General features: G+C 65.7%; 28 protein-coding genes and 2 rRNA genes. 14 read left to right on the forward strand and 16 right to left on the reverse strand.

Going from position 1 to position 23,993, the window contains the following annotated elements; genetic code table 11:
- Positions 1-39: 39 nt before the first annotated feature.
- Together PQV94_RS10850 and PQV94_RS10855 are read left to right on the forward strand one after the other, a co-directional pair.
- Positions 40-795, forward strand: a complete 756-nt coding sequence (locus PQV94_RS10850; protein WP_274288273.1) for an EI24 domain-containing protein — start codon at positions 40-42, stop codon at positions 793-795.
- A gap of 46 nt (positions 796-841) precedes the next feature.
- Positions 842-1,000 carry a hypothetical protein gene (locus PQV94_RS10855; protein ID WP_243227324.1) on the forward strand — a complete coding sequence of 53 codons (159 nt, stop codon included), beginning with the start codon at positions 842-844 and terminating at the stop codon, positions 998-1,000.
- A gap of 6 nt (positions 1,001-1,006) precedes the next feature.
- On the opposite strand, the gene PQV94_RS10860 is transcribed toward PQV94_RS10855, so the two are convergent.
- Together PQV94_RS10860 and PQV94_RS10865 are read right to left on the reverse strand one after the other, a co-directional pair.
- Positions 1,007-1,471 carry a DUF3817 domain-containing protein gene (locus PQV94_RS10860; protein WP_274285849.1) on the reverse strand — a complete coding sequence of 155 codons (465 nt, stop codon included), beginning with the start codon at positions 1,469-1,471 and terminating at the stop codon, positions 1,007-1,009.
- A gap of 66 nt (positions 1,472-1,537) precedes the next feature.
- Positions 1,538-1,999: a MarR family winged helix-turn-helix transcriptional regulator gene (locus PQV94_RS10865; RefSeq protein ID WP_274285850.1), complete on the reverse strand. Its 462-nt coding sequence runs from the start codon at positions 1,997-1,999 to the stop codon at positions 1,538-1,540.
- Between the two features lie 49 nt (positions 2,000-2,048).
- On the opposite strand from PQV94_RS10865, the gene PQV94_RS10870 reads away from it, so the two are divergent.
- On the forward strand, positions 2,049-3,158 hold the full coding sequence (locus PQV94_RS10870) for a class I SAM-dependent methyltransferase (protein WP_274285851.1): 1,110 nt from the start codon (positions 2,049-2,051) through the stop codon (positions 3,156-3,158).
- Between the two features lie 57 nt (positions 3,159-3,215).
- Here PQV94_RS10870 and acs read toward each other — a convergent pair whose 3' ends face one another.
- Positions 3,216-5,210 carry an acetate--CoA ligase gene (acs, locus tag PQV94_RS10875; protein ID WP_274285852.1) on the reverse strand — a complete coding sequence of 665 codons (1,995 nt, stop codon included), beginning with the start codon at positions 5,208-5,210 and terminating at the stop codon, positions 3,216-3,218.
- Positions 5,211-5,312: 102 nt separating this feature from the next.
- Here acs and PQV94_RS10880 point away from each other — a divergent pair, with 102 nt between their 5' ends.
- Positions 5,313-5,564: a DUF4287 domain-containing protein gene (locus PQV94_RS10880; RefSeq protein ID WP_274285853.1), complete on the forward strand. Its 252-nt coding sequence runs from the start codon at positions 5,313-5,315 to the stop codon at positions 5,562-5,564.
- Positions 5,565-5,570: 6 nt separating this feature from the next.
- Here PQV94_RS10880 and PQV94_RS10885 read toward each other — a convergent pair whose 3' ends face one another.
- The 3 genes from PQV94_RS10885 to PQV94_RS10895 form a co-directional block, all read right to left on the reverse strand.
- Positions 5,571-5,702, reverse strand: coding sequence for a hypothetical protein (locus tag PQV94_RS10885; protein WP_274285854.1), 132 nt, complete (start codon positions 5,700-5,702; stop codon positions 5,571-5,573).
- Positions 5,703-5,704: 2 nt separating this feature from the next.
- Positions 5,705-5,845, reverse strand: coding sequence for a hypothetical protein (locus tag PQV94_RS10890; RefSeq protein ID WP_274285855.1), 141 nt, complete (start codon positions 5,843-5,845; stop codon positions 5,705-5,707).
- Positions 5,846-5,910: 65 nt separating this feature from the next.
- A complete protein-coding gene (locus tag PQV94_RS10895; protein WP_243227317.1) occupies positions 5,911-6,075 on the reverse strand; it encodes a hypothetical protein in 165 nt (54 codons plus the stop codon).
- Positions 6,076-6,246: 171 nt separating this feature from the next.
- Here PQV94_RS10895 and PQV94_RS10900 point away from each other — a divergent pair, with 171 nt between their 5' ends.
- A complete protein-coding gene (locus PQV94_RS10900) occupies positions 6,247-6,621 on the forward strand; it encodes a DUF488 domain-containing protein (RefSeq protein ID WP_274285856.1) in 375 nt (124 codons plus the stop codon).
- Complete coding sequence (locus tag PQV94_RS10905) at positions 6,621-6,977, forward strand: UBP-type zinc finger domain-containing protein (protein ID WP_274285857.1); 357 nt, start codon at positions 6,621-6,623, stop codon at positions 6,975-6,977. Before PQV94_RS10900 ends, PQV94_RS10905 begins: the two co-directional genes overlap by 1 nt.
- Positions 6,978-6,990: 13 nt before the next feature.
- Here PQV94_RS10905 and PQV94_RS10910 read toward each other — a convergent pair whose 3' ends face one another.
- On the reverse strand, positions 6,991-7,842 hold the full coding sequence (locus tag PQV94_RS10910; RefSeq protein WP_274285858.1) for an MmyB family transcriptional regulator: 852 nt from the start codon (positions 7,840-7,842) through the stop codon (positions 6,991-6,993).
- Positions 7,843-7,990: 148 nt separating this feature from the next.
- Between PQV94_RS10910 and PQV94_RS10915 the strand changes: the two genes are divergently transcribed.
- Positions 7,991-8,620: a sugar O-acetyltransferase gene (locus PQV94_RS10915; protein WP_274285859.1), complete on the forward strand. Its 630-nt coding sequence runs from the start codon at positions 7,991-7,993 to the stop codon at positions 8,618-8,620.
- Between the two features lie 74 nt (positions 8,621-8,694).
- Here PQV94_RS10915 and PQV94_RS10920 read toward each other — a convergent pair whose 3' ends face one another.
- The 5 genes from PQV94_RS10920 to nrdH all read right to left on the reverse strand — a co-directional run bounded on the left by PQV94_RS10920 (position 8,695) and on the right by nrdH (position 12,935).
- Entirely contained in the window at positions 8,695-8,829 is a 135-nt protein-coding gene (locus PQV94_RS10920; RefSeq protein WP_274285860.1) for a hypothetical protein, read from the reverse strand.
- 212 nt (positions 8,830-9,041) lie between these two features.
- The gene (gene nrdF / locus PQV94_RS10925) at positions 9,042-10,019 is read right to left on the reverse strand and encodes a class 1b ribonucleoside-diphosphate reductase subunit beta (RefSeq protein ID WP_137417587.1); all 978 of its coding nucleotides are present in this window, start codon (positions 10,017-10,019) and stop codon (positions 9,042-9,044) included.
- Between the two features lie 61 nt (positions 10,020-10,080).
- Positions 10,081-12,237 (reverse strand): class 1b ribonucleoside-diphosphate reductase subunit alpha, encoded by a 2,157-nt coding sequence (gene nrdE, locus PQV94_RS10930; protein WP_274285861.1) that lies wholly within the window; start codon positions 12,235-12,237, stop codon positions 10,081-10,083.
- Positions 12,219-12,698 (reverse strand): class Ib ribonucleoside-diphosphate reductase assembly flavoprotein NrdI, encoded by a 480-nt coding sequence (nrdI, locus tag PQV94_RS10935; RefSeq protein WP_274285862.1) that lies wholly within the window; start codon positions 12,696-12,698, stop codon positions 12,219-12,221. Before nrdI ends, nrdE begins: the two co-directional genes overlap by 19 nt.
- A 3-nt stretch (positions 12,699-12,701) precedes the next feature.
- Positions 12,702-12,935, reverse strand: coding sequence for a glutaredoxin-like protein NrdH (gene nrdH / locus PQV94_RS10940; RefSeq protein WP_137417590.1), 234 nt, complete (start codon positions 12,933-12,935; stop codon positions 12,702-12,704).
- Between the two features lie 368 nt (positions 12,936-13,303).
- On the opposite strand from nrdH, the gene PQV94_RS10945 reads away from it, so the two are divergent.
- The 4 genes from PQV94_RS10945 (at position 13,304) to PQV94_RS10960 (ending at position 17,514) form a co-directional block, all read left to right on the forward strand.
- Positions 13,304-14,509 (forward strand): MFS transporter, encoded by a 1,206-nt coding sequence (locus tag PQV94_RS10945; protein WP_274285863.1) that lies wholly within the window; start codon positions 13,304-13,306, stop codon positions 14,507-14,509.
- A 79-nt stretch (positions 14,510-14,588) separates the two neighbouring features.
- The gene (locus PQV94_RS10950) at positions 14,589-15,347 is read left to right on the forward strand and encodes an alpha/beta fold hydrolase (protein ID WP_274285864.1); all 759 of its coding nucleotides are present in this window, start codon (positions 14,589-14,591) and stop codon (positions 15,345-15,347) included.
- Positions 15,344-16,513 (forward strand): acyl-CoA dehydrogenase family protein, encoded by a 1,170-nt coding sequence (locus PQV94_RS10955; protein ID WP_274285865.1) that lies wholly within the window; start codon positions 15,344-15,346, stop codon positions 16,511-16,513. The genes PQV94_RS10950 and PQV94_RS10955 overlap by 4 nt, the downstream gene beginning before the upstream one ends.
- A 5-nt stretch (positions 16,514-16,518) precedes the next feature.
- Positions 16,519-17,514 (forward strand): aldo/keto reductase, encoded by a 996-nt coding sequence (locus tag PQV94_RS10960; protein WP_274288274.1) that lies wholly within the window; start codon positions 16,519-16,521, stop codon positions 17,512-17,514.
- Between the two features lie 9 nt (positions 17,515-17,523).
- Here the strand turns inward: PQV94_RS10960 and PQV94_RS10965 are convergent, their stop codons facing one another.
- Positions 17,524-17,796, reverse strand: coding sequence for a metal-sensitive transcriptional regulator (locus tag PQV94_RS10965; RefSeq protein WP_137417594.1), 273 nt, complete (start codon positions 17,794-17,796; stop codon positions 17,524-17,526).
- Between the two features lie 32 nt (positions 17,797-17,828).
- Here PQV94_RS10965 and PQV94_RS10970 point away from each other — a divergent pair, with 32 nt between their 5' ends.
- The 3 genes from PQV94_RS10970 to PQV94_RS10980 are packed head-to-tail and all read left to right on the forward strand — an operon-like array spanning position 17,829 to position 19,935.
- The gene (locus PQV94_RS10970) at positions 17,829-19,103 is read left to right on the forward strand and encodes a DUF445 domain-containing protein (protein WP_274285866.1); all 1,275 of its coding nucleotides are present in this window, start codon (positions 17,829-17,831) and stop codon (positions 19,101-19,103) included.
- Positions 19,104-19,111: 8 nt separating this feature from the next.
- Positions 19,112-19,459 carry a gamma-glutamylcyclotransferase family protein gene (locus tag PQV94_RS10975; RefSeq protein WP_274285867.1) on the forward strand — a complete coding sequence of 116 codons (348 nt, stop codon included), beginning with the start codon at positions 19,112-19,114 and terminating at the stop codon, positions 19,457-19,459.
- Between the two features lie 11 nt (positions 19,460-19,470).
- Positions 19,471-19,935: a SixA phosphatase family protein gene (locus PQV94_RS10980; protein ID WP_274285868.1), complete on the forward strand. Its 465-nt coding sequence runs from the start codon at positions 19,471-19,473 to the stop codon at positions 19,933-19,935.
- On the opposite strand, the gene PQV94_RS10985 is transcribed toward PQV94_RS10980, so the two are convergent.
- The 3 genes from PQV94_RS10985 to PQV94_RS10995 form a co-directional block, all read right to left on the reverse strand.
- Positions 19,932-20,414 (reverse strand): YbaK/EbsC family protein, encoded by a 483-nt coding sequence (locus PQV94_RS10985; RefSeq protein WP_274285869.1) that lies wholly within the window; start codon positions 20,412-20,414, stop codon positions 19,932-19,934. The genes PQV94_RS10980 and PQV94_RS10985 overlap by 4 nt on opposite strands.
- A gap of 79 nt (positions 20,415-20,493) precedes the next feature.
- Positions 20,494-20,610: ribosomal RNA gene (gene rrf / locus PQV94_RS10990) — 5S ribosomal RNA — on the reverse strand.
- Between the two features lie 111 nt (positions 20,611-20,721).
- Positions 20,722-23,826, reverse strand: a 23S ribosomal RNA gene (locus PQV94_RS10995).
- Between the last annotated feature and the right edge of the window lie 167 nt (positions 23,827-23,993).

The raw sequence follows: 23,993 nt of genomic DNA on the forward strand, positions 1-23,993 counted from the left end.
TCGTCCCAGCGCGAGGGGGAAGGAGATCGGGTGAACGAGATGCTGCGCGGCGCACGCCTGCTGCTGGGTGGATTCGGGTGGTTCGCGCGACGTCCGGGCCTGATGCTCCTCGGCCTCGTGCCCGCGCTCATCGTGAGCGTCGCCCTCACCGGAGCCCTCGTGGCGCTCGCATCGTTCCTGGTCCCGCTCGCGGAAGCCGTCACCCCGTTCGCCGACGACTGGCCGGCGGTCTGGACCGTGGCGCTGCGCATTGCGCTCGGTGTCGCGGTCTTCGCGGGAGCCCTCCTGCTAGCGGCAACGACCTTCACCGCGTTGACCTTGATCGTCGGCGAACCGTTCTACGACAGGATCTGGCGCAGCGTCGAGATCGCCGATTCCGGCGTCGTTCCCGAACACGACCCCGGTTGGCGAGCCGCCTTCGCGGATGCGACCGGCCTCATCGTGCGCGGCGCACTCGCAGCCATGCTCGCTTTCGCGCTCGGGTTCATCCCGCTGATCGGCGGCGTGGTCGGCACGGTGACCGGCGTGATGCTGTCGGGCTGGATCCTCGCCGACGAGCTCTCGGGCCGCGCACTGACGGCACGCGGCATCGATCGCCGCGCCCGACGCCGTCTCCTGCGAACGGCACGCGGTCGAGCGCTCGGCTTCGGCATCATGACGCAACTGTGCTTCCTGATCCCCCTCGGAGCGGTGTTCACGATGCCCGCGGCCGTGGTCGGCGCGACGCGCCTCGCGGCGAGCGTCACAGAGACCGACGAGGAGACCGGCTCAGAGGCGCGGATGCGGTCGGTCTGACGGCAGGCGACCCGGTACTCTGGAGGGAGTCTTCCGAAGGAGTGCCATGTACATCGTGTCCCTGCTGCTGTTCCTGCTCGGGATGTTCGCGTTCGGCATCTCGTTCTCGGTGCCCGGTTTCCAGGCCGTCATCTTCGTCGCCGGCATCCTGCTCATCTCGGCAGCGATGGCCCTGCCGATCCACCTGCGGGCTCGCGCGAAGTAAGTCCGCTCAGGCCCGGCCGCCGGGAGGGCCGATCACGAGCAGCACGGTGAAAGCCACTGCGACGGCGGCGGCGATCACGACGGCCGACAGCACCGGTCGACGCAGCACGGAGCGCAGCACACGGTCGCGCCACGCCGTATCCCGCGGGTCGGAGCCTGCCTGCACTCGCCACACGCCGATCAGTCGGCCGGTCCGCGACAGCCACAGCTCGACGGGCAGCGTCGCGTAGGGAACCACCGCGCTGATGAGGGCCAGAGCCGTCACCCCACCGCTCCACCGCTGGTTCTTCGCGACCAGGATCACGGTCGCCCCGTACGACAGGAAGACGAAGCCGTGGATGCCGCCGCCGACCGTCACGGCCGGCGCGAAGCCCGTCACGGCGCGCACCACGAGCCCTCCGATGAGCAGCGTCCACGACACCATCTCGGCGATGGCGAGGGTGCGGAACAGGGCGTAGGGGGTGCGGAACACGGGCGACTCCGGAGGTAGATCGACGCGCTCGGGTCAGCGCTGCACCGCAGCTTAGACCGAAAATCTTCAGTCTTGCTGAAGGATCTCTCCGAACGGCTGCTCATGCAGTCCGTGCAGCGCGGACGAGAGCGCCGGAACACCCGCGCCGAACACCTCATCGAGCGCCGCCAGCCGCGCATCCGCCTCGGCGAGCGCTGCCGCGCCCTTGGCGGTCACACGCAGATCGGATGCGGCACCCGCGTGCGCGGTGGCGTCCTCGACCAGCCCTTCGCCGGCGAGCGTCTTCACGGCGGTGTGCGCCGTCTGCACCGTGATCTGCGAGCGGCGAGCGAGCTCGGAGAACGAGATGCCCGGCGTCGCCTGCACGTGCGCGAGAAGACCGTACTTCCGCGTCGTGAGTCCGAGGTCCTTGAGGGCCGCGTTCAAGCGCGCATCCCAGACGGCGGAAACCGTGAGAAGAGCGATGACCGGACTGAACGGCGGGCGCTGCCCGGAGGGCTGCGGCGCCCCCTGCGTCTTGTCGGCCATCTGACCATCGTATCCGTCGGAGCCCCGCGGCGGCCGGTAGCGTGAGGGGGTGGAGTTCCGGTTCGACGCGCTGCGACGATGGCCAGACGTCGAGTCGCCTGATCTTGTCGCGGTCGATGCCGCAGACCGCCTCCTGCTCGATGGGTCTTTCGACGCGCGTGCCGGGATGAACGCGGACGACATCGCCGTCATCGGCGACGAGTACGGCGCACTCGCGCTCGGCGCGGCCGCCGCAGCCTCCGGCGTCGTGCGCGTGCATCAGGACGCACTCACGGGCGAGCAGGCCCTGGCGGCCAACGCAGAGCGCGTGGCCCTCACGGACCGCTACCGGTCGATGGAGCTGGCGGGCGCCCTGGTGTCGGGCGCGCGGCTGGTGCTTCTCCGACTCCCCCGCTCGCTCGACGCACTGGAGGATGCCGCGGCCCTCATCGCCGCGCACGCAGCACCCAACGTCGTCGTCTACGCAGGCGGACGCATCAAGCACATGTCGACGGCGATGAACGAGGTCCTGCGCCGTTTCTTCGGCACGCTCGATGTCACCCACGCTCGCCAGAAGTCGCGCGTGCTGATCGCCAGAGACCCGCTCCACGGACACGATCCCGAGCCGCACCGCGCAGTTCACGACGGCATCGCCGTCTGCGCGTACGGAGGCGTGTTCGCGGGAACGGCGATCGATATCGGCACCCGATTCCTGCTCGGAAACCTCCCGGCCCGCCTCCCCGAGGAGGGCCCGCTCGTCGATCTCGCGTGCGGGACGGGCGTGGTCGCCGCGTTCCTGGCGATGCGGCATCCTGATCGCGCCGTCTACGCCTCAGATCGCTCCGCTGCGGCGGTCGCATCGGCGCGCGCGACGGCCGAGGCGAACGGCGTCGCCGACCGCATCCGGGTCGTGAGGGACGACCGCCTCACCGCGCTCCCGGATGCCAGCGTGCCCTTCATCGCGCTGAACCCGCCGTTCCACTCGGGCGCCGCGGTCACGACGGACCTCGCGGCCCCTCTGTTCCAGGATGCGGCACGCACCCTCCGATCCGGCGGGGAGCTGTGGACCGTGTGGAACTCGGCACTGCGCTACCGTCCGGCCCTCGAACGCCTCGTCGGCCCGACGCGACAGGTGGCCCGCAACGCGAAGTTCACCGTCACGGTCTCCACCCGCCCCTGACCGCCGACCCTCTCGCGACCCGGCGAGGCGCTGCTGAGGCCCCTGACCGGAGGCCGGTCAGCGGCGCAGGGCGACCCGGACGATCTCTGCGATCCGCGGCGGCACCGTCTCGTCCTGCAGCGAGGTCGTATCGCCCAACGGCCGTCCATCCACGAGGTCCACGAGCAGGCGGCGCATGATCTTGCCGCTGCGCGTCTTAGGCAGGTCGGGCACCGTGAAGATGTAGGTCGGCTGCGCTACCGGCCCGATCACGGTGCGCACGTGCTGGCGGAGCGCGGCCGCATCCTCGGCATTCGTCACGAAGGCGGCGATGGCCTGGCCGGTGACATCGTCGGCGACGCCCACCACCGCGGCCTCCCCGACCTCGGGATGCGCGACGAGCGCGGACTCGATCTCGATCGTCGACAGCCGGTGCCCCGACACGTTGATCACGTCGTCCACGCGACCGAGAACCCAGAGGTCGCCGTCCTCGTCGAGCTTCGCGCCGTCGCCGGCGAGGAAGTACCCGTGTGCGGCGAAACGCTTCCAGTACGAGTCCCGGTACCGCTCCGGGTTGCCCCACACCGTGCGCGACATCCCGGGCCAGGTGCAGTCGACGACGAGCAGCCCGCCGCCCCCGGGCCCCACATCCGTTCCCTCGGCATCGACGACGCGCACACGCAGCCCGGGCAGCGCCGTCAGTGCCGACCCCGGCTTGAGCGTGGAGACGCCCGGCAGCGGAGCGGCGATCGCACCGCCCGTCTCCGACTGCCACCACGTGTCGACCACGGGCGTCTCGCCGCGACCGAGGTGGCGATGGAACCAGATCCATGCCTCGGGATTGATCGCCTCACCAACCGTGCCCAACAGCCGCAGCGCGGAGAGATCGTAGTGCGAGGGCGGGCCGTCGGGGAACCTGCTCATGAGCGAGCGGATGAGGGTGGGCGCCGTGTAGTACGTCGTCACCCCGTAACGCTCGAGGATCTGGAAGTGCCGCTCCCAGCCGGGCGTGTCGGGCGTGCCCTCGTACAGGACGCTCGTCACCCCGTTGAGCAGAGGTCCGTATGTCTCATAACTGTGCGCGGTCACCCAGGCGAGGTCGGCGGTGCACCAGTAGACGTCGGTCTCGGGCTTCGCATCGAACACCGCCCAGTAGGTCCAGGCCACGTGCGTCAGCCAGCCGCCGGTCGTGTGCACCAGCCCCTTGGGCTTGCCCGTGGTTCCGCTCGTGTAGATGATGAACAGCGGCGTCTCGGCGTCGAAGAACTCCGGCTCGTGCGTGTCGGGCGCGGTGTCGACCGTCTCATGCCACCAGAGATCGCGCCCCTCGGTCCACGCGACCTCGTCGCCCGTGCGGCGGATGACGAGCACGTGCTCGATGGAATCGACGCGGGCGACCGCCGCATCCGCCTGGTGCTTGACGGGGACGGCCGCCCCACGACGGAACTGGCCGTCGGTCGTGACGAGGAGCTTGGCCTGCGTGTCCTCGACCCGGAAGCGCACGGCCTCCGCGGAGAACCCTCCGAACACGAGCGAATGGATGGCGCCGATGCGCGCGACGGCGAGCTGGATGACCACCGTTTCCACCAGCACGGGGAGATAGACGACGACACGGTCGCCCTTGCCGATCCCCATCGCGGTCAACGCGTTCGCCGCCTTCGCCACCTCACGCTGCAGCTCGGCATACGTGATCGTCCGGCGATCGCCGGGTTCGCCCTCGAAGTGGAAGGCGACCCGATCGCCGTGCCCGGCGGCGACGTGCCGGTCCACCGCATTGACCGACGCGTTAAGGCGCCCGCCGGCGAACCACTCCGCGGACGGGATGCTCTCGCCGTCCGTGGGCTCCCAGCGGTGAGCGGTGTGCCAGGGCTCTGCCCAGTCGAGGATCTCGGCCCGGTGCGTCCAGAACGTCTCCGGATCCTGCCCGGCTCGTTCGATCCACTCGCGTCGGATCCATTCCTCGGTCACGTTCGCGCGCTCTGCGAAGTCGACCGGCGGCGCGAAGGTGCGACGCTCCTCGAGCAGACTGCGGATGGTGTCGTCGTGCGCGGATGCGGTGGTGGGCGTGCTCATACGTCTTCCGGGTCGGTGGGGATCCCAGCATCCCGCGCTCTCTCCGACCGGCAAATTCGGGTGACGCTGCGTGACGGGCGACCGCGGGCCTACGCTGAGCGCATGACTGCGAAGCGCGTCGTCGCCCCCACTCTGGACCCCGGCAGCAAGCCGAAGGGCCCGGCGTCGTACTTTCCGAGCATCGAGAAGACTTATGGGCGCCCCATTCAGGAGTGGCTCGATGTCGTCGTCGCACGCCTGACCGCGGGCGAAGCCCACATGGCCGTCGTCGCGGAGCTCAAGGGTGCCCACGGAATGGGGCACGGCCACGCGAACGCGATCGTCGCCTATGCGAAGGCCGAACTCGCGAAGTAGCCCGCGTCAGGAGTCCTCGCCGCTGCCGTCGATGACGGACTCCGCGCCGTCCGACTGAGGATCGTCAGGCTCGGCCGCGGTGGTCGTGTCGGGCTCGGGGCCGGGGGTGACACCGGGCCGCTCATCGGGATTCGACATCGTCAGCCTCCAGAGGGGTTGTCGACGGGGGTGCCGTCGTCGTCGGTCGTGATGTCCTCGCCGGCATCCTGCTGGACGGGCGAGACTCCGGATGCGGTGTCCTCGCCGTCGGGACCGGGAGCGTTGTGCTTGTCGTTGGTCATGCGTCCCAGTACACGCGTGTCGATCCGGGAGGCCGACGGGGTTGACACGTCTCGCTGCGCGCCCGTCAGTCGCGAGGATCGCTCGGGCGCACGGGAGCGTCCTCTGCGATGTCGATGCGGGTCACGCCGTCGTGCTCTGACACGACGATGCGAGGCTTCGCGTCCTCCTCCGTGGCGTTCGGCGCGCTTGTCAGCTGATCGCGCCGCTTCTCTTCGTCGCTCATGTCCATGCGAGCACTGTATGAGCCGAGGCACGCGAGAGCGCGGGGCTTGACGCGAGAGCGCGGTAAGGCGGCGGAGAGGAGAACGGCAGACGAACACATCCTCGTCAGGCGTCCGAACGGGCCCGTGGCGCGCGGCGTAGCGTGGCGGGAGATCAGACTCCACGGATCGGAGCGGGCATGGGAGTTCTTCGTCGCAAGCGGATCTACGAGCCGGCCAGGAGCGAAGACGGCTACCGCGTGCTGGTCGATCGCTTATGGCCGCGGGGCGAATCCCGCGAGCGGGCCGCGCTGGACGAATGGCTGAAGGAGATCGCACCGTCCCCCGAGTTACGCCGGTGGTGGAACCACGAGGCGTCGGCGATGTCCGAGTTCTCCGGTCGGTATCGCGCCGAGCTGGATGCCGTCCCGCAGCCCGTGGAGCACCTGGTGACGCTCGTTCGCGCCCATCCGGTCGTCACGGTGCTGTACGGGGCGCACGACCCGGCGATCAACCATGCCGTCGTGCTGCAGTCGTACGTGCGCGACCGCTTCGACATCGAGGTCGAGGACTAATGGACGCACCTCACGCCGCCGCGCTTCTCGCACCACCGCCGAGCGGAGCCGGATGCGAGGACTGCCTCGCATCCGGCTCGTGGTGGCTTCACCTGCGCCGCTGCATCACCTGCGGGCACATCGGCTGCTGCGAGGTCTCTCCTCACCACCACGCCGAGCGTCACTTCGAGCTCACCGGGCACAGGTACGTGCAGAGCTTCGAGCCGCAGGAGAGCTGGTGGTGGGACTACGTCGAGGAGCGCGAGGTCGACGGCGGGCAGCTGCCTGAGCCGACGAGCCACCCCGCGCGGCAGAGCGTTCCCGGCCCGTCCGCCCGCGTGCCGGCGAACTGGGAGTCGATCATCTTCGACGAGTGAGTACGCGGGCGTCTCACGGCCGGTCCGTCAGCTCGTCATCGCGTGGTGCGTGAGTCGCATCGGCTGATGCCCGGAGGGTATCGGAGAGCCGGCGGAAGAAGACGTCCGCGGTGGAGCCCGGCGAGGCGTCGAAGACGGTGACCATGTAGCCGTGGAGCTCGGGAACGAAGAAGTCCCGGACCGAGATCGAGAGCTGCCCGACGCCTTCGATCGTCGCGGCGATCTCCGACGGATCCGGCAGCGCGACCTCCAGCAGGTTCCAGAAGCGGCGGAAGTCCGCATCCGCGCTCAGCCGTCGCAGGATGGCGTCGTAGCGCGCCGACGTCTCGTCGCCCGAGTAGCGAAAGAGCGCGACGGCGTCGCGCGCCTGCGACTCCCAGGTCTCGAGCCTTCCCCGTCCCGAGGCGTTGAAGGTCTCCTCCAGCACGTTCGCACCCGGCCTGAAGCGGCCGTCAGTGATCGCGACCATGAGATCGTTGGCGGCCACGACGTCGAGGTTCGCATCGGAGATGTAGGCCGGGATGCCCGGCCACCAGCGCAGGATCGCCTCGATCTCCGCGCGGGGGCGTTCAAACGACGCGACCCGACGCGGCGCCGCATGCCCCGCGAGTCGGTGGAGGTAATCGGATTCGGCGGCGCTGAGCCGCAACGCGCGAGCGAGTCCCGCAAGCACCTGCATCGACGGTGCACTGCCGCGCCCCTGTTCGAGTCGAAGGTAGTACTCGCTACTGACGCCCGCGAGGGTCGCGACCTCGTCGCGACGCAGGCCCGGCACGCGCCGGCCGACCTGACGTTCCAGCCCGACCTGCTCGGGCTGGCGCTCCTCCCGCCGCGCGCGCAGGAATCCGCCCAGCGTCGTGCGCACGGCAGATTCGTGTCGCGATGATTCATCCATCGGCATCAAAGCTAGCTCCATCTGTTCGCGGAAACATCGTCCGCGGGCCGTGCCCGCGCGCGTTGACGCAGCCTCCTTCGCCGGATAAGTTGTGACTAACAACAAATGAGGAGATGGCATGACCCCGGCCTTGCAGGAAGCACTCGACGACCTCGCCCGTCTGGCGGAGGACGACGACGATCTGCGCGCCCTTCTCACGCATGACTGGCTGCGCTACCGCGCATCCCCCGCGCTCCAGAAGCTGACGAGGGATGCGCATGCCACCTGCGCGCGATTCAACCTCCTGTACAACACCTCACCCGACGAAGCGCGCGCACTGTTCGCCCAGCTCGTCCCCGGCGCGGGGGCGGGCGTCGACGTACGGCCGCCGGTCACCATCGATTACGGGGCACGGCTCACGATCGGCGATCGCACCTTCATCAACGCCGACTTCATGGTGATCGGCGGCGGCGCCGTCACGATCGGCGAGGACTGCCTCATCGGACCGCGTTGCAGCATCTATACCCCGAACCACGCCGAGGACATCGAACGGCGCCTCGCCGGGTGGGAGCTCCCCCAACCCGTGACCATCGGCTCCAACGTCTGGCTAGGCGGGTCGGTGACGCTCACCCCGGGCGTGACGATCGGCGACGACAGCATCATCGGAGCGGGCTCCGTGGTCACCCATGACATCCCCGCCGGCGTGCTCGCGGCGGGCAACCCCGCCCGAGTGCTGCGTCCCCTCCGCACGTCTGAGGACACCGCCTGAGCCTCGAACGACAGGTACCGGGAACACAGAAGGGGCGGATGCGAACATCCGCCCCTTCCCCACGCTCCGCTCGATCAGCGACCGGCATCCTTACGCGGCTTGAGGAACAGCTCGGGCTCGCGCTTCTCGCGCTTCGCTGCTCGCTTCTCCTTGATCGACAGCTGCGGAGCCTTCTTGGCACCTCGCGTATTCGGCGTCTTCTTGGACATGTGGACTCGCTTCCCCTGAGTGGCTGGCGGATGACCTTCGACCATAGCCCGCTTCCAGGGGAAGTCAAATTGCCGCTGGCCGGGACTTTTTCGTCCGTATCCGCGGCGCTCGCCCAGGCGTCGACACAACGAAAAGCCCCCGGCAGATCGCCCGGGAGGGCGACCGGCCGGGGGCCGTGGCGTTGCGGTGGAACCGCGGAATCACACGGGGATCAGAAGTCCCAGTCCTCGTCCTCGGTGGCCTCGGCCTTTCCGATGACGTAGGAGGAGCCCGAACCGCTGAAGAAGTCGTGGTTCTCGTCCGCGTTGGGCGAGAGCGCCGACAGGATCGCCGGGTTCACGTTCGTGACCGTCGAGGGGAACATGGCCTCGAACCCGAGGTTCATGAGCGCCTTGTTCGCGTTGTAGTGCAGGAACTTCTTGACGTCCTCGGTGAGGCCGACGGCGTCGTAGAGGTCCTGCGTGTACTGCACCTCGTTGTCGTAGAGCTCGTACAGCAGCGAGAACGTGTAGTCCTTGATCTCGTCGCGCTCGGCCTGCGTGATCAGCTCCATGCCCTTCTGGAACTTGTACCCGATGTAGTAGCCGTGCACGGCCTCGTCGCGGATGATGAGGCGGATGATGTCGGCCGTGTTCGTGAGCTTCGCCTTGGCCGACCAGTGCAGCGGCAGGTAGAAGCCCGAGTAGAACAGGAACGACTCGAGCAGGGTCGACGCGACCTTGCGCTTGAGGGGCTCGTCGCCACGGTAGTAGTCCATGACGATGTGAGCCTTCTTCTGAAGGTTCTCGTTCTCCACCGACCACCGGAACGCGTCGTCGATCTCGGGCGTCGACGCGAGGGTCGAGAAGATCGACGAGTAGCTCTTGGCGTGCACCGACTCCATGAACGCGATGTTGGTGTACACCGCCTCCTCGTGCGGGGTCAGCGCATCCGGGATGAGCGAGACCGCGCCGACCGTGCCCTGGATCGTGTCGAGCAGGGTGAGGCCGGTGAACACGCGCATCGTGAGCGTCTGCTCGTCGGGCGTCAGCGTGTTCCACGACTGGATGTCGTTGGACAGCGGCACCTTCTCGGGCAGCCAGAAGTTGTTCACGAGGCGGTTCCACACCTCGAGGTCTTTGTCGTCCTGGATGCGGTTCCAGTTGATCGCCTGGACGTGGTCGATCAGCTTGAGCTTCTCGGGAGTCATGTCAGTGTCCTTGCAGAGATCGGTCGTTGAGCGAGCGGAGCGAGTCGAAACGCGCGGAACGTCAGAGCATGCAGCTGACGCACTCGGACATGTCGGTGCCCTCGAGCGCCATCTGCCGCAGGCGGATGTAGTAGATCGTCTTGATGCCCTTGCGCCATGCGTAGATCTGCGCCTTGTTGATGTCGCGCGTGGTGGCGGTGTCCTTGAAGAACAGCGTCAGCGACAGGCCCTGGTCGACGTGCTGGGTCGCAGCGGCGTACGTGTCGATGACCTTCTCGTAACCGATCTCGTACGCGTCCTGGTAGTACTCCAGGTTGTCGTTCGTCATGAACGGCGCCGGGTAGTAGACGCGGCCGAGCTTGCCTTCCTTGCGGATCTCGATCTTCGACGCGATCGGGTGGATCGACGACGTCGAGTTGTTGATGTACGAGATCGAGCCGGTCGGAGGAACCGCCTGCAGGTTCTGGTTGTAGATGCCGTGCTTCTGGATCGACGCCTTCAGCTCGGCCCAGTCACCCTGCGTGGGGATGTGGTGTCCGGCGAACAGCTCCTTGACCTTCTCCGTCTGCGGCACCCACTCCTGCTCGAGGTACTTGTCGAAGAACGCACCCGATGCGTAAGTCGAGTCCTCGAAGCCGTCGAACGCGTGACCGCGCTCGATCGCGAGCGCGTTCGAGGCGCGCAGCGCGTGGAACAGCACCGTGTAGAAGTAGATGTTCGTGAAATCGATGCCCTCTTCGGAGCCGTAGTGCACGTGCTCGCGCGCCAGGTAACCGTGCAGGTTCATCTGGCCGAGGCCGATCGCGTGGGAACGGTCGTTGCCGTCCTCGATCGAGCGCACGGAGCGGATGTGGCTCTGGTCGCTGACCGCGGTGAGCGCACGGATCGCCGCCTCGACCGTGCCGCCGAGGTCGCCGCCGTCCATCGCCAGGGCGATGTTCATCGAGCCCAGGTTGCAGGAGATGTCCTTGCCGATCTGGTCGTACGAGAGATCCTCGTTCAACGTCGTCGGCGTGTTCACCTGCAGGATCTCGCTGCACAGGTTGGACATGTTGATGCGACCCTTGATCGGGTTCGCGCGGTTCACCGTGTCCTCGAACATGATGTACGGGTAACCCGACTCGAACTGGATCTCGGCGAGCGTCTGGAAGAAGTCGCGGGCGTTGATCTTCGTCTTCTTGATGCGCGGGTCGTCGACCATCTCGCGGTACTTCTCGGTGACCGAGATGTCGCCGAAGGGCACGCCGTAGACACGCTCCACGTCGTACGGCGAGAACAGGTACATGTCCTCACCGTTCTTGGCGAGCTCGAAGGTGATGTCGGGAACGACCACACCGAGCGACAGCGTCTTGATACGGATCTTCTCGTCGGCGTTCTCACGCTTCGTGTCGAGGAAGCGCATGATGTCGGGGTGGTGCGCCGACAGGTAGACGGCACCGGCGCCCTGACGCGCACCGAGCTGGTTGGCGTAGCTGAAGCTGTCTTCGAGCAGCTTCATGACGGGGATGATGCCGCTGGACTGGTTCTCGATCTGCTTGATCGGTGCACCCGACTCGCGGATGTTGGACAGCAGCAGCGCCACGCCGCCGCCGCGCTTGGACAGCTGCAGCGCGGAGTTGATGCCGCGGGCGATCGACTCCATGTTGTCTTCGATGCGCAGCAGGAAGCACGAGACGAGCTCGCCGCGCTGCGCCTTGCCGGCGTTGAGGAAGGTGGGAGTGGCGGGTTGGAAACGACCGGAGATGATCTCGTCGACCAACTGCACGGCGAGCTTCTGGTCGCCGTCGGCGAGCGCCAGTGCGGTCATGACGACACGGTCCTCGAAGCGCTCGAGGTACCGCTTGCCGTCGAAGGTCTTCAGCGTGTAGCTCGTGTAGTACTTGAAGGCTCCGAGGAAGGTCTCGAAGCGGAACTTCTTGCCGTACGCGCGGTCGTTGAGCTCCTGGATGAACTCGTGCGGGTACTTGGCGAGCACACCGGGCTCGTAGTACTCCTTCTCGACCAGGTAGTCGAGACGCTCCTTGAGCGAGTGGAAGAACACCGTGTTCTGGTTCACGTGCTGCAGGAAGTACTCCCGGGCGGCACGCTTGTCGGCGTCGAACTGGATCTGCCCGTTCGCGTCGTACAGATTGAGCATCGCGTTGAGGGCGTGATAGTCCAGCCCCTCGAAACGCGCCTCGGTCTTGAAGCTCAAGTCCTTCAGTGCTGCTTCCACCATCGTTCCAATCCTTCGCCGATGCGCTCGACGTCCTCTGGCGTGCCGAACAATTCGAACCGATCCAAGTGCGGCACACGACACTTTCGGCTGATGATCTCTCCGGCGAGCCCGTAGTGCTCGCCGAAGTTGGTGTTGCCCGCGGCGATCACACCGCGAAGCAGGGCCCGGTTGCCCTCGTCGTTGAGGAACCGGATCACCTGCTTGGGAACCGCTCCCCGCTCCTCGCCCCTTCCCTGACCGCCCCCGTAGGTGGGGGTGATCAGCACGAAGGGTTCGTCGATGAGGGGAGTCGGATCCGTGGGCCGCAGCGGAATCCGCACGGCCCGCATCCCGAGCTTCTCGATGAAACGCGCGGTGTTACCCGAGACGCTCGAGAAGTAGACGAGGAGCGGAGCCGACGGGGCGGGCTCACGGAGGGGGTGGGCAACCGCGCCGACCTGGTCTGCGACAGCGGTTGCCATCGGTCAGGCCAGGCGCGCGGCCAGCTCGTCGATCTTGTCGGGACGGAAGCCCGACCAGTGGTCCTCGTCGGTGATCACGACGGGGGCCTGCAGGTACCCGAGGGCCTTGACCTGCTCGAGGGCTGCGGGGTCCTGCGAGACGTCGAGAACCTCGTACTCGATGCCCTTCGAATCCAGTGCACGGTAGGTGGCATTGCACTGCACGCACGACGGCTTGGTGTAGACGGTGATCGCCATTTCGACCTCTTTCTCCCCTCGGACGGACCTGTTCCCAGCACTTCTCGTCGCCGGGACCTCAATACTACATATGGGTACGGACATCGGATAGCACCACAAGGGGTAGTAGTTACATCCGTGTCATTTTTGCGACACTCTCCCCAGATACAACACAGGTTGTCCACCGTTTCATCCACAGCCGCGGCGCGTCGCGCGACCTGAAAAAACCCTGAATCAGGGGCGAATCCTGGATGAACAGCGCAACCATCCACACCGGGGCCCTCTCCGCTCGATCCCGCTCGGTGGATAACCGTCTTCGGCGTGTCGCGGCGTGTCGCGCCCCCGCATCCGCCCGGCGGCGCCGGCACTCTCCGGGATATCCTGAAGGGATGGCCGGATACCAGGAATTGCTGCGCACCCCGGGGGTGGCGCGCATCATCGCCGCACAGCTCACGGCGCGCTTCCCGAACGGGATGACGAGCCTGGCGATCCTGCTGCACGTCGAGCACGTGACCGGGTCCTATGGATACGCGGGCCTCGTTCTCGCGGCCGCATCCGTCGGGCAGGCGGTCTCGGGTCCCGTCACCAGCCGGTGGATGGGCCGCTGGGGGATGCGGCGTGTGCTCACGCTGACGATGATCGTGTGCGCGCTGGCGATCCTCGCCATCGGCCTGCTCGATCTGCCGGTGGCCGGCTTCATGGCGTTCGGACTGATCGCAGGCCTGTCCACTCCGCCGGTGCAGTCCGCGGTGCGCACGATCTATCCCAAGATGGTCAACTCCCGCCAGCTCACCCCGCTCTACTCGCTGGATGCGTCGCTGCAGGAGATCATCTGGATCATCGCCCCCGTCGTGATCACGTTCATCGCGACGCAGATCGGCACCTGGGAGGCGCTCGTCCTGATCGCCGTGATCCTCGTCGGCGGCGGGACGTGGTTCATCCTCTCCCCCGAGGTCGGCCGGGTGCGCATCCCCCGCAGCAAGCGGCGTTTCGGCAAGGTGCTGACGCGCCCCACCGTGCTGCTGGCCACCGTCATCGGGTTCCTGCTCATCGGTGCCTGCGCCGCCGTCGAGGCGGGTGTCGTCGCGACCTTCGACCACGGCGGGCTCGAGGCGGGCATCGTCCTCGCGGTGTTCTCGATCGGCAGCCTCGCCGGAGGCCTCTCGTTCGGCCACGTGCCCATGGGGCCCTGGGCGATGGCGCGGCGCATGGGCATCGTCGCCGTCGGCCTGGTACTGACGATGTTCTCCCTCAACATCTGGTGGCTCTCTGGCACGCTGTTCCTCGCGGGGATCGGCATCGCCCCGGCCCTCGCCGTGCTGTTCGCGATCACCTCCGTGAGCGTCAAGTTCTCGGACACCGCCGAGGCCTACGGGTGGATCGGCACCGGTCAGCTGATCGGCGCCGCTGCGGGTTCCGCCGTCGCCGGCTTCCTGATCGACGCGGTCGAAGCCCCCGGCGCCTTCATCGCGGCCGCGGCCTTCGCCGGTGCCGGAGCGATCGTCGCCATCGTGTGTGTGCGCGCCTTCCCGGATCTGCGCCACCGCGACCCGAGCCCGATCCCCGACACGGAGCCCACGCCGATCATCACCTGAGCGTCGTTCGGCATCGGCGCAGCGCCATAAGGCGACGCAGGCGGGCGAGGCGAGGGGCAAGCGTTCTACGCTCGTAGACATGCCCGCATCCGTCGCGCTTCCCACGCTCGCGTGGGGCTCCCCCGCATCCGCTCACCACGCCCTCCTCGTGCACGGGCTGGGATCGTCCGGCGCCCTGATGTGGCGCTTCGGAACGGCCCTGGCCGAAGCGGGCTGGCATGCCGTCGCCGTCGACCTGCGCGGTCACGGCCTGGCACCGCGAGCGCTCGACTACACGATCGCCGCCTACGCCGCCGATGTGAGCCAGACGGTCCCTGACTCCGGGGGCGCTTGGGACCTCGTCGTCGGCCACTCGCTCGGAGGAGCGTCCGCAACACTCGCGGCCGCGGAGCATCCCGAGTGGGCGAGGCGGCTCGTCCTCGTCGACCCCGCGCTGTATCTCCTGCCGGCCGACCGCGCGGTCGTCGAACGCAGCCAGCAGGATGCGTTCGACTCGCCGACGATCGAGGAGGTCCGCGCCGCGCATCCGCACTGGCATCCGCAGGACGTCGAGCTGAAGGCACAGGCCGCGCAGCTCGCAAGCCGCTGGGCCATCGAGCAGACCCTCGAGCAGAACGCCGACTGGGACGTGACGGATGCGGCCGCACGCCTCACGGTTCCCACGCACGTCATCGCATCCGATCCCGCGGTCTACAGCCTGTTCACCGGGCCACGCGCCGACGAGGTGCTCGCCCGCAATGCCCTCATCACGCGCTCGATCGTCGCGGGTGCCGGTCACTCGCCGCACCGCGACCGCCCGGACGCCACGGTGGCAGCATTGCGCGAGGTGCTGGCATGACCTTCGATCCGCGCACGTACCTGCCCGATGAGCTCATCGAGCGAATTCGAGACCGCGCGGCATCCGTCGACCGTGAGAACGTCTTCCCGGAAGAGGATCTCGTGGAGCTCCGCGCGGCGGGATATCTCGGCATCCTGGTCCCGGCGGATCGGGGAGGCGCAGGTCTGGGTCTCGGCGAGGCGTCGATCCTGCAGCAGCGGCTCGCCACGGCAGCGCCCGCGACCGCCCTGGCCGTCAACATGCACCTCGTCTGGACAGGTGTCGCCAAAGTGCTGCGCGACAGAGGGATCGACGACCTCGCCTTCGTTCAGACCGGTGCCGCGGCCGGCGAGGTCTTCGCCTTCGGGATCAGCGAGGCCGGCAACGACCTCGTGCTCTTCGACAGCGCCACCGCGGCCGTTCCTCTCCCGGACGGCGGGTACACGTTCACCGGCACGAAGATCTTCACCTCGCTCGCCCCGGTGTGGACGCACCTCGGCGTGCACGGTCTGGACACCACGTCGCCCGACGCGCCTCAGCTGGTCTACGGCTTCGTACCGCGCTCGGACGCCGTGCGCACCCGCGATGACTGGGACACGGTGGGCATGAGGGGAACGCAGTCTCGCACGACGGAGCTGCACGGCGCCGTCGCTCCGGCCGACCGGATCGTGCGCAGGGTCGCACCCGGACCGCAGCCCGATCCGATCGTGTTCGGGATCTTCAGCGTGTTCGAGATCCTGCTCGCCTCCGTCTACACGGGTATCGGTCGACGCGCGCTGGATGTCGCCGTCGAGACGGCCTCGAAACGACGCTCGCGCAAGACGGGACTGACCTACGACCAGGACCCCGATATCCGGTGGCGCGTGGCCGAGATGGCACTGACCTACGATGCGCTCGTTCCGCAGATCGCCGCGCTCGCGCACGACGTGGATGCCGGAGTGGATCACGGCGCACGGTGGTTCTCGCTGCTGTCCGGACTCAAGCATCGTGCCGCGGTCGGCGCCAAGCGGATCGTCGACGAGGCGATCCTGGTCGCCGGCGGATCGTCGTACTTCTCGTCCAGCGAGCTGGGCCGGCTGTATCGTGACGTGCTCGCCGGCCAGTTCCACCCCTCCGACCCGGAGTCCGCGCACGCGACCGTCGCCGCCGCATGGCTCGGTCCGATCCGGCAGGGAGCGGGCAGTTGAGCGCAGTGGGCCGCATCCTGCTCGGCGACGGTCTCGAAGTCAGCGCGCTCGGCTACGGCGGGATGAGCCTCAGCGACGTGTACGGACCGGTCGACGATGCGACAGCACTCGCGACGCTGACGCACGCGGTGGATGCGGGACTCACCTTCGTCGACACGGCCAACATCTACGGCGCGGGGCGCAGTGAGCGCACGATCGCGCGGCTGCTCGCCACCCGACGCGACGAGATCACGTTGGCGACCAAGTTCGGGATCTCCGGCGGCGCGATCGGCTCGCGCGGCATCCGTGGCGACGCCGCGTACGTGCGCGAGCAGATCGATCAGAGCCTCTCCCGACTCGGCACCGACCATGTCGACCTCTACTACCAGCACCGCGTCGATCCGAACGTGCCGATCGAGGAGACGGTCGGCGCGATGTCGGAGCTGGTGGCCGAGGGAAAGGTGCTCCATCTCGGTCTGTCGGAGGCGACGGCGGACGAGATCCGTCGCGCTCACGCCGTGCATCCGATCGCCGCTGTGCAGACCGAGTGGAGCGTGGTCAGCCGCGACGTCGAGAACGCCGTCGTGCCCACGGCCGTCGAGCTCGGCATCGGCTTCGTGCCGTACTCCCCACTCAGCCGCGCCTGGTTGACGAACGACTTCTCCCCCACACACATCGGGCCCGGTGACGGTCGACCCCGGTTCCCGAGGTTCTCCAGCGCGAACCTCACCGCCAACGCGGACCTGCGCGCCGAGTACCTCGTCCTCGCGCACCAGCGCGACCTGACCGGCGCGCAACTCGCGCTGGGCTGGCTGTTCACGCGTGCCGCGCAATTGGGGATCGCCGCCGCCCCTATCCCGGGCTCGCGCTTCGCGCGGCACGTGGATGAGTGGCTGCCGGCATCCGGCCTCATCCTGGACGCGGACACGATGGCGTCTCTCGAGCCCTTCGCCGCCGCCATCACCGGCAACCGGAGCTTCGATATCGGGTGGACGAGTCAGCGCGAGGGTCTTGCGAGCTGACCGTCCCGGTCACTTCCCGGCGAAGTCGAAAGCGCGCAGCAGCTCCTCGACGGCACGCTCACGATCCTCGCCGCCCTCCTCGAACATGTGGGCGACATGGGTGCGCAGATGGTTCTCGAGCAAAAGACGATTCAAGGACTCGAGCGAGCGCTGGATCGCGCGGGACTGCGTGATGATGTCCATGCAGTACTCCTCGGACTCGATCATCTTGGTCACCCCGCGCAGCTGCCCTTCCAGGATGCTGGTGCGGTGCAGCGCGCGCTTCTTGATGTCGTCGATCACGCTGACAGAGTACGCCGTGGAAGGATGACGAAATGCCCCGCACACCGACAGCACTGCTGAGCGACGCCGATCGAGAGCGGCTGCACGGGCTGCGGCTCATGAAGGGGATCGCACTCGGCGCCCTCATCGCACTCGCGGTCGTCTTCGTGATCGCATTCGCTCTGCAGAGCCGGTATCCGTGGCTCTCGTACGTGCGCGCGGCGGCGGAAGGCGGCATGGTCGGAGCTCTCGCGGACTGGTTCGCGGTGACCGCACTCTTCCGGCGACCGCTCGGGCTTCCCATTCCGCACACCGCGATCATCCCGAACCGCAAAGACGAGATCGGACGCACCCTCGGCGAGTTCGTCGAGACGAACTTCCTCGCCGCTCCCGTCATCCGCGGCAAACTCGAGTCCTTCTCGCTCTCCGCCCGGCTCGGCGCGTGGCTGGCGCAGCCGGCCCATGCTGAGCGGGTCGCTTCCGAAGGGGCGACGATCGCGACGAATGTCATCGAGGCTCTCAGTGACGACGACGTCCAGCAACTGCTCGGCGACCTCGCCCGTGAGCACCTGGTCGTGCCCGAGTGGGGTCCGCCGCTTGGCGGCTGGCTCGAGCGCATGGTTTCCTCAGGTGCCCACCACGGCGCGGTGGATCTCGCGGCCGACAGCATCGACACCTGGTTGAGAGCGAACCGCCCCGCATTCACGGGGCTCATCTCCCGTCGCCTTCCCTCATGGGTTCCATCGATGGTGCACACACTGATCGACGAGGCGGCGTACCACGAAGCGGTCAAGTTCGTCGCCGCCGTGCGGGAGGATCCCGATCACCCTGCACGGCACGCGGTGGACGGCTACCTCTCGCGTCTGGCCGAGAACCTGCAGCACGACCCCGTGACGATCGGACGATTCGAAGACGCCAAGACGACGGTCTTCGACTCTCCGCGTGTGCGTGAGCTTGCAGGTGAGGCGTGGCGTACGGCCAAGAACGGTCTCACGCGCGGTCTCCGCGACCCGGACAGCGGACTGCGCCGTCGACTGGTCGAGACGTTGACCGACGTCGGCCGCCGCCTGGAGCGGGACGAGGCCCTGCGCGCCCGCGTCGACGGGTGGGTGACGGATGCAGCGGTCTTCGTCATCGAGCGCTACCGCCACGACATCGCCTCTGTCATCACCGACACAGTGGAGCGCTGGGACCCCGAGGAGACGACCGAGAAGATCGAGCTCATGGTCGGCCGCGATCTGCAGTACATTCGCCTCAACGGCACGATCGTAGGCTCTCTCGCGGGCCTGACGATCTTCGCGATCGCACACGCGATCTTCGGGGCCTAGGGGGCTGGATGAGCACGACGGAGACCTCCGAGCGCCTCTTCTCCTATGGAACCCTCCTGCTCCCACAGGTACAGCTGGATGTCTTCGGTCGCCGCATCGAATCAACGGAGGACGTGCTCGCGGGCTATCACGTCCAGCAGGCCGAGATCGACGACTCCCGCGTCGTGGCGATCTCGGGCCTCGCCGCGCACCCTGTGCTGAGCCGCACCGGAAACACGAGCGACAAGGTCAGCGGACGCGTGCTGGAACTGACGCTCGACGAGCTCGACGCGGCCGACGAGTACGAAGTCTCGCTGTACCGGCGCGTAGCAGTGGTACTTCAGAGTGGACGCGACGCCTGGGTCTACGTGGGGTAGGGAGCGCGGAAATGATCACTCTCGTCCTCGTGCGCCACGCCAAGTCCGACTGGGGAACGGCGGGCCTCCCAGATCACGAACGTCCCCTGAACGAGCGCGGCCGACGCGACGCTCCACTCATGGCTGCGGCCCTCGCCACAACCGGCTTCCGGCCGGAACGACTGCTCAGCAGCACAGCCCTCCGCGCTCGCACGACGGCGGCATCGTTCGCAGCCGCCCTCGAGGTTTCCCTCGAGACCCTTCCCGAGCTGTACGGGGCGTCCGCACGCGAGCTGTGGGATGCGGCTGCGGCGACGGGAGCGCAGAACGTCCTCATCGTCGCTCACGATCCCGGGTTGAGCGAGCTCGCATCCGAGCTGGCAGGCCGCGAGATGATGATGACGACGTGCGCGGTCGCCACGTTCCCCATCGCGGGCGATCACTGGCCCGTGGATCCGTCCCCGGTCGAGGAGTGGGGCCTTCACGCTCCCCGCTAGGCTGCGTCGACCTTCGCGACGACTCCGTCGGTGAGCGAGACCAGTTCGTCGAACGTCAGAGGAAACACCGTGTGAGGAGTGCCGCCGGCCGCCCAGATCTGCGCATGCTGCGCGAGATCCTCGTCGACGACAGTCACCAGCGGTGCGGGATGTCCGGTGGGCGCAACTCCCCCGATCGCCTGCCCCGTCGCCTGCCGGACCTGCTCGACGGTCGCTCTCACGATCGACGAACGTCCTAGCCGTGACGCGAGAGCATGCGTGTCAACGCGGTGAGCTCCACTCGTCATCATTAGAAGAGGTTCGCCATCGGACCAGAACACCAGACTGTTGGCGATGGCGCCGACATCGACGCCGAGAGCGGATGCCGCAAGCGCGGCCGTCGACGCCGCATCCGGCAGCTGCACGATCTCGCCGAGGATGCCGGCCGAACGCAGCGCATCGTGGACGAGCTGGCTGCGAGGATGAAGCCCTGAGGGCATACGGATCAGCGTATGACCTGCAACTGCGGGCACAAACACGAAAGGGCCACCCAGCTTTGGGTGGCCCTTTCTAAAAGGAGTCCGGCGGTGTCCTACTCTCCCACAGGGTCCCCCCTGCAGTACCATCGGCGCTGAGAGGCTTAGCTTCCGGGTTCGGAATGGGACCGGGCGTTTCCCTCTCGCTATGGCCGCCGAAACACTATTGATGTTTCAAGTCATGCACACAACAAAAGAATGTTGGTGCGGTTCTCGACCGTACATCGAGAACCACTCAGTGGACGCAAGCAACTTCAGTTCAAACGGAAGTGTTATCAAGTCATCGGCTTATTAGTACCAGTCAGCTGCACGCATTACTGCGCTTCCACATCTGGCCTATCAACCCAGTAGTCTGGCTGGGAGCCTCTCACCCGAAGGTATGGAAGTCTCATCTTGAGGCCGGCTTCCCGCTTAGATGCTTTCAGCGGTTATCCATCCCGAACGTAGCTAATCAGCGGTGCTCCTGGCGGAACAACTGACACACCAGAGGTTCGTCCAACCCGGTCCTCTCGTACTAGGGTCAGATCCTCTCAAACTTCCTACGCGCGCAGCGGATAGGGACCGAACTGTCTCACGACGTTCTAAACCCAGCTCGCGTACCGCTTTAATGGGCGAACAGCCCAACCCTTGGGACCTACTCCAGCCCCAGGATGCGACGAGCCGACATCGAGGTGCCAAACCATGCCGTCGATATGGACTCTTGGGCAAGATCAGCCTGTTATCCCCGAGGTACCTTTTATCCGTTGAGCGACAGCGCTTCCACAAGCCACTGCCGGATCACTAGTCCCGACTTTCGTCCCTGCTCGACCTGTCAGTCTCACAGTCAAGCTCCCTTGTGCACTTACACTCGCCACCTGATTGCCAACCAGGTTGAGGGAACCTTTGGGCGCCTCCGTTACTTTTTGGGAGGCAACCGCCCCAGTTAAACTACCCACCAGGCACTGTCCCTGAACCGGATTACGGTTCGAAGTTAGATATCCAGAGTGACCAGAGTGGTATTTCAACAATGACTCCACAAACACTGGCGTGTCTGCTTCACAGTCTCCCACCTATCCTACACAAGCCACACCGAACACCAATACCAAGCTGTAGTAAAGGTCACGGGGTCTTTCCGTCCTGCTGCGCGTAACGAGCATCTTTACTCGTAATGCAATTTCGCCGAGTTCGCGGTTGAGACAGTTGGGAAGTCGTTACGCCATTCGTGCAGGTCGGAACTTACCCGACAAGGAATTTCGCTACCTTAGGATGGTTATAGTTACCACCGCCGTTTACTGGGGCTTAAATTCGCAGCTTCGCTTACGCTAACCGCTCCTCTTAACCTTCCAGCACCGGGCAGGCGTCAGTCCGTATACATCGTCTTGCGACTTGGCACGGACCTGTGTTTTTAGTAAACAGTCGCTACCCACTAGTCTCTGCGGCCACCACACCCTTTTCCAGGCAAGCTGGTATAAGTGGATGGCCCCCCTTCTCCCGAAGTTACGGGGGCATTTTGCCGAGTTCCTTAACCACGATTCTCTCGATCTCCTTGGTATTCTCTACCTGACCACCTGAGTCGGTTTGGGGTACGGGCAGCTAGAACCTCGCGTCGATGCTTTTCTCGGCAGCATAGGATCACCCACTTTTTATCCGCATCGTGTCTCAGCCGAACGAGTCGCGGATTTGCCTACGACTCAGCCTACGCACTTGCCCCGGGACAACCATCGCCCGGGTTGGGCTACCTTCCTGCGTCACACCTGTTAATACGCTAACCGCACCAGCATGGGGTCGAGCGTTCACCAAGACGGCATCACCCCGAAGGGATCCACACATTCCTGGCTAGGACTCTTAGCACCACTGGATTAGCTTGGGCGGTTCTTCGCCGGTACGGGAATATCAACCCGTTGTCCATCGACTACGCCTGTCGGCCTCGCCTTAGGTCCCGACTTACCCAGGGAAGATTAGCTTGACCCTGGAACCCTTGGTCTTTCGGAGGACGTGTTTCTCACACGTCTTTCGCTACTCATGCCTGCATTCTCACTCGTGTAGCCTCCACGGCTGGTTCACACCGCCGCTTCGCTGGCCACACGACGCTCTCCTACCCATCAACACGGCTGGACCACGAAGGCCTACCAATAATGTCAATGCCACAACTTCGGTGGCGTGCTTGAGCCCCGTTACATTGTCGGCGCGGAATCACTTGACCAGTGAGCTATTACGCACTCTTTCAAGGGTGGCTGCTTCTAAGCCAACCTCCTGGTTGTCACAGCAACTCCACATCCTTTCCCACTTAGCACGCGCTTAGGGACCTTAGTTGGTGGTCTGGGTTGTTTCCCTCTCGACTATGAAGCTTATCCCCCACAGTCTCACTGCTGCGCTCTCACTTACCGGCATTCGGAGTTTGGCTGACGTCAGTAACCTTGTAGGGCCCATCGGCCATCCAGTAGCTCTACCTCCGGCAAGAAACACGCAACGCTGCACCTAAATGCATTTCGGAGAGAACCAGCTATCACGAAGTTTGATTGGCCTTTCACCCCTATCCACAGCTCATCCCCTCAGTTTTCAACCTAAGTGGGTTCGGTCCTCCACGACGTCTTACCGTCGCTTCAACCTGGCCATGGATAGATCACTTCGCTTCGGGTCTAGGACACGCGACTGAATCGCCCTATTCAGACTCGCTTTCGCTACGGCTACCCCACACGGGTTAACCTCGCCACGTATCGCTAACTCGCAGGCTCATTCTTCAAAAGGCACGCTGTCACCCCTACTAAGGAGGCTCCAACGGTTTGTAAGCAAACGGTTTCAGGTACTATTTCACTCCCCTCCCGGGGTACTTTTCACCTTTCCCTCACGGTACTTGTCCGCTATCGGTCATCTGGGAGTATTTAGGCTTATCAGGTGGTCCTGACAGATTCACACGGGATTTCTCGGGCCCCGTGCTACTTGGGATACTCTCCACGCCAGAACACGCATTTCGACTACGGGGCTGGCACCCACTATGGCTGGCCTTTCAAGACCATTCGTCTATACGCTTCTGTCACGTCGATCACCCGGCAGGATGATCAAGAAAGTCCCACAACCCCCAACGTGCAACGCCTGCCGGCTATCACACACGCTAGGTTTAGCCTCTTCCGATTTCGCTCGCCACTACTCACGGAATCACGGTTGTTTTCTCTTCCTGTGGGTACTGAGATGTTTCACTTCCCCACGTTCCCTCTACCCGCCCTATATATTCAGGCGGGAGTCACTAGGTCGGCACGCCGCCCAGCGGGGTTTCCCCATTCGGAGACCCTCGGATCAAAGTGTGCTTATCCACTCCCCGAGGCTTATCGCAGATTGCTACGTCCTTCTTCGGCTCCAGATGCCAAGGCATCCACCGTTTGCTCTTAAAGACTTGAAATCACATGAGTTTGAATCGTCAACTCGAAAATTGACTAAATGATCTAAAAAAGATCACCTGTGAAATGAATCCGAAGATTCATCTCTAAGATGCTCGCGTCCACTGTGTAGTTCTCAAAGTACGGGCGGTACCAACCCCCACTGCACAAGCAGCAGAAGAAGGCCCAG

It is taken from the genome of Microbacterium sp. Clip185 (genome assembly GCF_028743715.1).
In the GTDB taxonomy this organism is placed as follows: Bacteria; Actinomycetota; Actinomycetes; order Actinomycetales; family Microbacteriaceae; genus Microbacterium.